The sequence below is a fragment of the Azospirillum formosense genome, assembly GCF_013340925.1.
In the GTDB taxonomy this organism is placed as follows: domain Bacteria; phylum Pseudomonadota; class Alphaproteobacteria; order Azospirillales; family Azospirillaceae; genus Azospirillum; species Azospirillum formosense.
Genome location: NZ_WHOR01000259.1, coordinates 1 through 8,306, shown reverse-complemented (window position 1 = coordinate 8,306; position 8,306 = coordinate 1). Strand labels below are relative to the sequence as shown.

Annotated in this window: 10 protein-coding genes; 7 read left to right on the top strand and 3 right to left on the bottom strand. The window is 69.6% G+C overall.

Annotated elements, in window-relative coordinates; genetic code table 11:
- The first annotated feature begins 30 nt into the window (after positions 1 to 30).
- A complete protein-coding gene (locus tag GBZ26_RS24005) occupies positions 31 to 468 on the top strand; it encodes an RNA-binding S4 domain-containing protein (protein WP_014238746.1) in 438 nt (145 codons plus the stop codon).
- A 122-nt stretch (positions 469 to 590) separates the two neighbouring features.
- On the top strand, positions 591 to 1,322 hold the full coding sequence (locus GBZ26_RS24000) for a TerC family protein (protein WP_174441008.1): 732 nt from the start codon (positions 591 to 593) through the stop codon (positions 1,320 to 1,322).
- A gap of 72 nt (positions 1,323 to 1,394) precedes the next feature.
- Here the strand turns inward: GBZ26_RS24000 and GBZ26_RS23995 are convergent, their stop codons facing one another.
- The 3 genes from GBZ26_RS23995 to GBZ26_RS23985 form a co-directional block, all read right to left on the bottom strand.
- Positions 1,395 to 1,823: a CBS domain-containing protein gene (locus tag GBZ26_RS23995; protein WP_174441009.1), complete on the bottom strand. Its 429-nt coding sequence runs from the start codon at positions 1,821 to 1,823 to the stop codon at positions 1,395 to 1,397.
- Positions 1,824 to 1,956: 133 nt separating this feature from the next.
- Positions 1,957 to 2,571 (bottom strand): DUF938 domain-containing protein, encoded by a 615-nt coding sequence (locus GBZ26_RS23990; protein WP_174441007.1) that lies wholly within the window; start codon positions 2,569 to 2,571, stop codon positions 1,957 to 1,959.
- 10 nt (positions 2,572 to 2,581) lie between these two features.
- Entirely contained in the window at positions 2,582 to 3,772 is a 1,191-nt protein-coding gene (locus GBZ26_RS23985) for a YbfB/YjiJ family MFS transporter (protein ID WP_174441006.1), read from the bottom strand.
- A 131-nt stretch (positions 3,773 to 3,903) separates the two neighbouring features.
- Between GBZ26_RS23985 and GBZ26_RS23980 the strand changes: the two genes are divergently transcribed.
- From GBZ26_RS23980 to GBZ26_RS23960, 5 genes are all read left to right on the top strand, one after another.
- Positions 3,904 to 4,827 carry a LysR family transcriptional regulator gene (locus tag GBZ26_RS23980; protein WP_174441005.1) on the top strand — a complete coding sequence of 308 codons (924 nt, stop codon included), beginning with the start codon at positions 3,904 to 3,906 and terminating at the stop codon, positions 4,825 to 4,827.
- Positions 4,828 to 4,971: 144 nt separating this feature from the next.
- Positions 4,972 to 5,304: a ferredoxin FdxA gene (gene fdxA / locus GBZ26_RS23975; RefSeq protein ID WP_014238741.1), complete on the top strand. Its 333-nt coding sequence runs from the start codon at positions 4,972 to 4,974 to the stop codon at positions 5,302 to 5,304.
- A gap of 319 nt (positions 5,305 to 5,623) precedes the next feature.
- Positions 5,624 to 6,124, top strand: a complete 501-nt coding sequence (locus GBZ26_RS23970) for a CarD family transcriptional regulator (protein WP_014238739.1) — start codon at positions 5,624 to 5,626, stop codon at positions 6,122 to 6,124.
- Positions 6,125 to 6,322: 198 nt separating this feature from the next.
- Complete coding sequence (locus GBZ26_RS23965) at positions 6,323 to 7,138, top strand: hypothetical protein (RefSeq protein ID WP_174441004.1); 816 nt, start codon at positions 6,323 to 6,325, stop codon at positions 7,136 to 7,138.
- 273 nt (positions 7,139 to 7,411) lie between these two features.
- Positions 7,412 to 8,306 (top strand): RNA polymerase factor sigma-32 (locus GBZ26_RS23960; protein ID WP_174441003.1); only part of this gene is annotated, 895 nt, incomplete at its 3' end.

Below are 8,306 nucleotides of genomic sequence, written 5' to 3'. Positions count from 1 at the left end.
CGTCAGCCGTGGGAAGGGTGGGGGCCCCGCATGACCGACCTCGACGACGATGACGACCTCCCCGACTCCGGCTCCGACCCCACCCCGGCGGGCCGTTTGCGGATCGACAAGTGGCTGTGGTTCGCGCGCTTCTTCAAGACGCGCAGCCTCGCGGCGAAGCTGTGCAACGGCGGCGGCGTTCGGGTGTCCGGCACGGTGGTCGGCAAGGCGCATTACGCGGTGAAGCCCGGCGACGTGCTGACCTTCGCCCAGGGGCGGCACATCCGCGTCATCAAGGTGGTCGCGCTCGGCAGCCGGCGCGGCCCGGCGCCGGAGGCGCAGGCCCTCTACGAGGACCTCGCCCCGCCGGTGCGGGAGGAGGCGATCCAGGACCCCTACCGCGCGCCGCCGGCCCCGCGGGAGCCCGGCGCCGGGCGCCCGACCAAGCGCGACCGCCGGGCGCTCGACCAGCTGTACGGAGAGGAGTAAGCCGGAACAGCCGGGGAAAGCGGCGGCGAAGCGCGGGCGGGGCCATTGTCATTCGGGCGCCGCACCCTCATCTGCGCACAATAATCCCGCAACGGCCGACTTTTTCGGAGCCCGCCGCCCTCATGCTCGAACTGTTCTCCGACCCGCAGGTCTGGGCCAGCCTCCTGACGCTCACCGCGCTGGAGATCGTGCTCGGCATCGACAACATCATCTTCATTTCGATCATGGCGGCCAAGCTGCCGGTCCACCAGCAGCAGAAGGCCCGGCAGCTCGGTCTGGCGCTGGCCTTGGTCATGCGGCTTGCGCTGCTCGCCTCCATCTCCTGGGTGGCGACTCTGACGGAACCGCTGATCACCGTGCTCGGCATGGGCTTCTCGGGCCGCGACCTGATCCTGCTCGGCGGCGGCCTGTTCCTGCTGGCCAAGGGCACCATCGAGATCCACAACACCGTGGAAGGCCACGAGGAGGACAGCGCCGCCCCCAAGCTCGCCAGCTTCGGCGCGGTGGTCGGGCAGATCATCGTGCTGGACATCGTCTTCTCGCTGGACAGCGTGATCACCGCGGTCGGCATGTCCAACGACCTGCCGGTGATGGTCACCGCCGTCGTCATCGCCATGGCGGTGATGCTGTTCGCCGCCCGCCCGGTGGGCGACTTCGTGAACCGCCACGTCACCGTGAAGATGCTGGCCCTGTCCTTCCTGCTGCTGGTCGGCGTGGCGCTGATCGCCGACGGCTTCGGCTTCCACATCCCGAAGGGCTACCTGTACTTCGCCATCGCCTTCTCGACGCTGGTCGAGGCGCTGAACCTGATGGCCGCCGCCCGCCGCAAACGGAAGAAGGCCGAAGCGCACTGACGCCCCGGCCTTTCTGAAGACGAACTCGACGGGCCGCCCCTGCACCGGGGGCGGCCCGTTCGCCGTTTGGGGTCAGGTCCGCATCAGACCGTCGCGGAACTCCACCTCCTCCACCAGATGCTCGTAGGCGAGCTTGAACAGGTCGCGGATGGAGACGATGCCGACCGCGCGCTTGCCCCGGGTGATCGGCAGGTGGCGGTAGTGCTTGGACTGCATCAGGGTCAGCGCCTCGATGGCGTCCGCGTCCGGCGGCAGGGTGTCCGGGTTGCGGGTCATGATCGCCGACACCTCGGTCTCGAAGGCGTCGATCTGGGTGGAGAGCACCTTGTTGTTCAGGTCGCGCTCGGTGACGATGCCGACGAGGTCGCCGTGGTTCACCACGAGAACGGCGCCGATGTTCTTCTCCGCCATCAGCTTCGACACGGTCAGGACGGAGGTGTCCTCCGTCACCAGGATGAGTTCCTGCGACTTCACCACGTCCGGAACCAGCTTCCGCTTCATCATTTCCCCCAATTTGTAATTTGTTTACAAACTCAAGCGCTGCAGGGAAACAATAGCAAATCTCGCGGGTGCGAAACTGCGGCAGAAGACCGCACCTCGGACGAGGTGGTCCGGATTGGGGATCGGGGGGAGCCTAGTGGCGGCGCAGGACGACGGTCAGGTTGTTGGCGGGCATCTCCACCAGCTCGGCCAGGGCGAAGCCTGTGGAGGCACGCTCCACCGCGTCGAGGTCGCGCACGCCCCAGGCGGGGTTGCGGGCCTTCAGGTCGGCGTCGAAGGCGGCGTTGCTGGGCGCGCTGTGCCGCCCGCCGCGCGTGAAGGGGCCGTAGAGCAGCAACGGCGCGCCGGCGGGCAACAGCCGCTCCGCCCCGGCGAACAGGCCGAGCGCCGCCTCCCACGGGGCGATGTGGATCATGTTGATGCAGACCACCGCATCGGCGCTGCGGACCGGCCAGTCGGGAGCGGCGGCGTCGAGGTCAAGCGGGTCGCGCAGGTTGGGCAGCGCCGCCGCGGCGGCCCAGGAACGGACGCTGTCGCGCAAGTCCGGGTCGGGGTCGCTCGGCTGCCACGTCACGCCGGGCAACGCCTCGGCGAAGGCGACGGCGTGCTGGCCGGTGCCGCTCGCCACCTCCAGCACCAGGCCTTGCGGCGGCAGGACGCGGCGCAGCACCTTCAGGATCGGGGCGCGGTTGCGCTCCGTCGCGGGGGCGTGGCGGCGGGACTCCTCGGGGTGAAGCGGGTCGAACATGCTGGGCAGGCTACCCCCGCCGGGCGTCCAGGGCAACCGTGGCGGGGCCGGGGCGTCCGGCCATCCAGGCCCCGGCGGCGAGCAGCGCCGCGCTGGCCAGCACCACCGCGGCGGCGCCCACCAGGGCGGAATCGAAGCTGCCGGTGCGCGCCACCACCAGCCCCGCCGGCACCGGCCCGACGATCTGTCCCAGCCCGTAGACGGCGGTCAGCGCGCCGATGACGCGGGCCGACGCTCCGCCCGACAACTGCCGGCCCAGCGTGAAGGACAGGGTGACGATCCCGATGAAGGTCCCGCCGAACAGCGCCGCCGACACCACCGCGGCGGCGGGCGACCCGGTGATGGGCAGCAGGATGCCCACGGCCTGCACGACATGGGCGAGGATCAGCGCCCGCCAGAGGCCGAGCTTCCGTCCCGCCGCCGCCCAGACGATGCCGGACGGCATGGCCGCCAGCCCGGTGACCATCCAGGCCGCGGCACCCAGCTGCGCCGTCTCCGGCATGGTCTTCAGGATGGCGACCAGGAAGGTGCCGGTCACGATGTAACCCGCCCCCTCCAGGAAATAGGCCAGCGTCAGCAGGACCAGCGGGGCGGAGGGCAGGGGGCTGCCACCCCCCGCCGTCCCGGCGGCGGCGGTGTGATGGGCCTCCCTCGGCGGGTCGGTCACCCACAGCCAGGACAGGGTGCCGAAGCCCAGGCAGGCCAGCCCCAGCCACAGCCAGTCGCCGCGCCAGCCCAGCCGGTCCCCCATCAGGGCGACGAACAGGCCGCTCGACGCGATGCCGATCCCGACGCCGGTGTAGAGCCAGCCGGTCCAGGACTCCCGCCCGGCGCGGGCCAATGCGTCCAGCGTCATGGCGATGCCCAGGATGAACATGCCGGCGCTGGCCAGCCCGGAGACGAAGCGCAGCACCGCCCAGGCCGCCATGTCCTCGGTGAAGCCCATGCCGGCGGTCGAGGTGACGCTGGCGATCAACGCGGTGCGGAAGACGGCGGTGCGCACCGCGCCGTGGGGCACCAGCCCGGCCCCCAGCGCCCCCAGGAAATAGCCGAGATAGTTGAGCGAGGCGAGCAGCCCGGCGGCGTCGGTGCCCAGACCGGTGGCCGCCTGCATCGCCGGCAGGATCGGCGTGAAGGCGAAACGCCCCACCCCCATGGCGATGGCCAGCGCCAGCACGCCGCCGATCAGCACCCGGACCATGGCTTCCTCCCGTAGGCTCGCGATTCTGTGTGCTCCCATCTTCGCGCGACGGAGACCTCATTTCTAATGATTTGTTTCGATGCTATGCTTCACTGTGAGTGATGGGAGACGTCCGGATCGGGGAGGCTGCGATGGACCTTGCGGGCCTGCGTGTGGTGAAGGCGGTGGCGGACGCCGGCAGCGTCAGCCGGGCGGCGGAGACGCTGAACTGCGTCCAGTCCAACGTGACGGCGCGGCTGAAGCGGCTGGAGGAGGATCTCGGCGTGCCGCTGTTCCTGCGGCTCAGCCGCGGCATGGCCCCGACGCCGGCGGGGCGGGTGCTGGCCGACTCCGCCGACCGGGTGCTGCGCCTCGTCGCCCAGGCGCGCGACGCGGTGGCCGACGCGGCGGGGCGGGGCGGGCGACTGTCCGTCGGCACGATGGAGACGACCGCCGCCGTGCGGCTGCCGCCGATCCTCGCCCGCTTCCACGCGGAGAATCCCGACGTCGACCTGACCATCGTTCCCGGCCCCACCGAAACCATGCTGGGGGAGGTGCTGGCCGGGCGCATCGACGGCGCCTTCGTCTCCGGAGCGGTGGAGCATCCCGAACTGGTCAGCCAGCCCGTCTTCGAGGAGGAACTGGTGCTGGTCGAACCGGCCAGCGGCATCACCAGCGAGTCCGGGCGGAACACCCTGCTGGCCTTCCGGCGCGGCTGCGCCTACCGCGCGCGGGCCGAGACGGCGATGCGCGAGGCCGGGCGGGTTCCCTACCGGGTGATGGAGTTCGGGGCGCTGGAGGCCATCCTGGGCTGCGTCGGCGCCGGCATGGGCGTCACCGTCCTGCCCCGCGTCGTGGTGGAGCGGGAGCCCTGGCGCGGCCTCTTCACCGCCCGCCCGCTGCCGCCGGAACTGGCCCGCATGCCCACCCGTTTCGTCCGGCGTGCGGATTCCATGGAAACGGTGGCGCTGCGCACCTTCCTGGAGGCGGTCGCGGAGGGGAATTCGGAGGGTGGGGCTGCGTCGCTTGCGCCCACACAACCGGCGGGGTTGATCCCGTCTCGGGCGGCGTGCTAGGCAAGCGCCGCGGTCGGGCCATGGTCCATTCATGCTCCCGGCCGTGCCCACGCGCGAGCACGTCAGTCGAAGCGTCCATCGAAGCGACTCGAACCCCGGCGCGTGAACACCGCCGGAACTGGCGAGAACAGCGGAGAACGAATCATGCCCTACGTCGTGACGGAAGACTGCATCAAGTGCAAGTACACCGATTGCGTCGAGGTCTGCCCCGTGGACTGTTTCTACGAGGGCGAGAACATGCTGGTCATCCATCCGGATGAGTGCATCGACTGCGGCGTGTGCGAGCCGGAATGCCCGGCCGAGGCCATCGTGCCGGACACCGACGGCCGTGCGGAGAAGTGGATGGAGCTGAACCGCGACTACGCGGCGCAGTGGCCCAACCTGACCCGCAAGAAGGACGCGCTGCCCGACGCCGACGCCATGAAGGGCGTGGACGGCAAGTTCGACAAGTTCTTCTCTCCGAAGGCCGGCGGCTAAGCGGAGTCGGGACTATTGCGGCGCATGGCATTCTTTTGCCGCCATGCAAAAACGACAGGTCGGCCATCGGCGGGCAACGTCAGAATCCGGACGGCTGCCCGCGCGTAGCCTTTGTAACCCGGCCGTAACATCGCTATAATACGCGCCCGGAGCCGGCCTCAGCGTCATTGCCGGATTTCCCATCGACCAAGGGCTCAGTGCAACAGTGCGCGGCGTGGAGGACCCCATCCCCACGGTGTGTCGTTGTCACCGGGCCTTTTTCGCCCCCTCCACCGGGGCGGCAAAATGGCGCGATCGCGAGAAGTGAGAGCCAACCCAAATGTCGAACAAGCTTGACTTCGAGGCCGGTGACTTCGTCGTCTACCCGGCCCATGGCGTCGGTCGGGTCGAGGGAATCGAGACCCACAGCATCGCTGGCATGGATGTTCAGCTCTACGCGATCACGTTCGAAAAAGAGCGCATGACGCTCAAGGTTCCGGTCGGCAAGGCCAAGGCCGCCGGCCTGCGCCGCCTCAGCACGAAGGACCGCATCAAGGTCGCCCTGGAGACGCTGCAGGGCCGTTCGCGCGTCCGCCGCACGATGTGGAGCCGCCGCGCCCAGGAGTACGAGGCCAAAATCAACTCGGGCGACCCGGTGGCCATCGCGGAGGTCGTGCGCGACCTGTACCGCGGCGCCGACCAGTCCGACCAGTCCTACAGCGAGCGCCAGATTTATCAGGCCGCCCTGGAGCGTCTGGCCCGCGAGCTGGCCGCCGTCGAGAAGATCGACGAGACCAAGGCCACCGAGCGGCTGGAACTGGTCCTCAAGAAGGCCGCCTGATCCGGTGCGGATCCGCTCCCCGGCTTCGGGGGCGGGAACCGGTTCGAAAATGTGATGTTGACGATGAAGGCGCGGCGCTTTGGCCGCGCCTTTGTCTTAAGTTTTCGTCTTTCGCCGGGTCCGTGCGGCGCCTACACTCCCGCCCCCGGCCTGTTCTGGGCCGGTCCGTGACCGCTGGATGGGGTGAGCGTCTCCGGCATGTCTGAAGCGCAGAAATTCATCGATCTCCGAAACCCGCGGCGCATCTGGGCCGTCGGCTCGGTCCACGCGCAGACGGACCATCTCCACGCCGTGCACGAAGTGATCGCGGCGCGCTTCCTGCCCGGCGACCGGCTCGTCTATCTCGGCAACATGGTCGGCTGGGGCGAACGGGTGCTGGAGACGGTGGACGCGCTGCTGGCCTTCCGCACCTGGCTGCTGAGCTGGCGGGGCATGGAGGCCGGCGACATCGTCTATCTGCGCGGCGCGCAGGAGGAGATGTGGCACAAGCTGCTTCAGCTCCAGTTCGCGCCCGACCCGCAGCAGGTGCTCGACTGGATGACCCGCCACGGCGCGGGGGCCACCTTGGCCGCCTATGGCGGCACGGTGGAGCAGGGCATGGCGGCGGCCCGCGGCGGCACCATGACGCTCGGCCGCTGGACCCAGGGGCTGCGTCAGGCGATGCACGCGCAGCCCGGTCACGAAAATGTGTTCAACACCCTGCGCCGCGCCGCCTACTGCACCGGACCGGAACAGGGGCAGGGCGGCGTGCTGCTGGTCAGCGCCGGCGTCGACACCCGCCGCCCGCTCAACCACCAGGGCGACGCCTTCTGGTGGGGGGCGCCCGGATTCGCCCAGATGTCAGAGCCTTACGGCGGTTTCGCCCGCGTCGTGCGGGGCTACGACCCGGCCCGCAAGGGCGTGGCCGTGACCGACCGCGTGGCGACCCTGGACGGCAATTGCGGGTTGGGTGGGCACCTCGTTTGTGGATGCCTGTCGCCTTCGGGTGAGATCCTGGACCTGTTCCAGGTCTGACCCATCTCCCTTTTTCCTAACCGTCTTACCCATCCCCTCGGCCTCCGCCACCGAATCCCTTCCGGTGCGGATGATCCGAAACGTCTTGTGCTGCGTATGACGTGCAACAGGGCGAGGGGAACGGCTGTTGTCCCAACCGTCGGCACCCCACGGCGAACCGGCCGTGACGAACCGACGGATCATTGGACCTGAGGGGGCCTGTCCCTTCGGACTCCGCAGCACAGGGCACGAGCAGCCTGAAACGCGGCCGCCCAGACGGGAAGGAAGGGACGTATGGCCTACATCGACGATCCCGAGACTCAGCGCGCGAACCTGAGTTTCATCAAGGCGTCCATGCGCGAGCCTCTGCTGACGCGGGACCATGAATTCGATCTCGCCCGCAAATGGCGCGAGGGCGGCGACGAGCGGGCCCTTCACGAGCTGGTCCGCGCCTACACCCGGCTGGTGGTGGCGACCGCCGCGCGCTTCCGCAATTACGGCCTGCCCATGGGCGATCTCGTTCAGGAGGGCAATGTCGGGCTGATGCAGGCGGCCAGCCGGTTCGAGCCGGACCGCGAGGTGCGCTTTTCCACCTACGCGGCCTGGTGGATCCGCTCGGCCATGCAGGACTACATCCTGCGCAACTGGTCCATCGTCCGCACCGGCACCACCGCCGCGCAGAAGTCGCTGTTCTTCAACCTGCGCCGCCTGCGCGCCCGCATCGAGAGCCTCAGCCAGGGCGGCACCGGCTCCGGCAACAGCCTGACCAAGGAAGGGCGGGAGTGGATCGCCGGCGAACTCCAGGTCGACGTGACCGAGGTGGAGGCGATGGAGATGCGCCTGTCCGCCTCCGACCAGTCGCTGAACTCCCCGGTGGCCGACGGCTCCGACGACGACTGGCAGGACTTCCTGGCCGACCAGCGCCCTTCGCCGGAGGAGGTGGTGATCGGCATGCGCGACAGCCGCACCCGCTCGCAATGGCTGGCCGAGGCGCTGGGCGAACTCAGCCCGCGCGAACGCACGATCATCCAGGAGCGCCGCCTGCGCGAGGAGGGCGCCACCCTGGAGCAGCTGGGCCGCGAGTTGGGGGTGAGCAAGGAGCGCGTGCGCCAGCTCGAACACCGCGCGCTGCTGAAGCTGCGCCAGTCGATGCTGAAGCGGGTCGAGGGGTTCGGGGATCTGCTGGCGG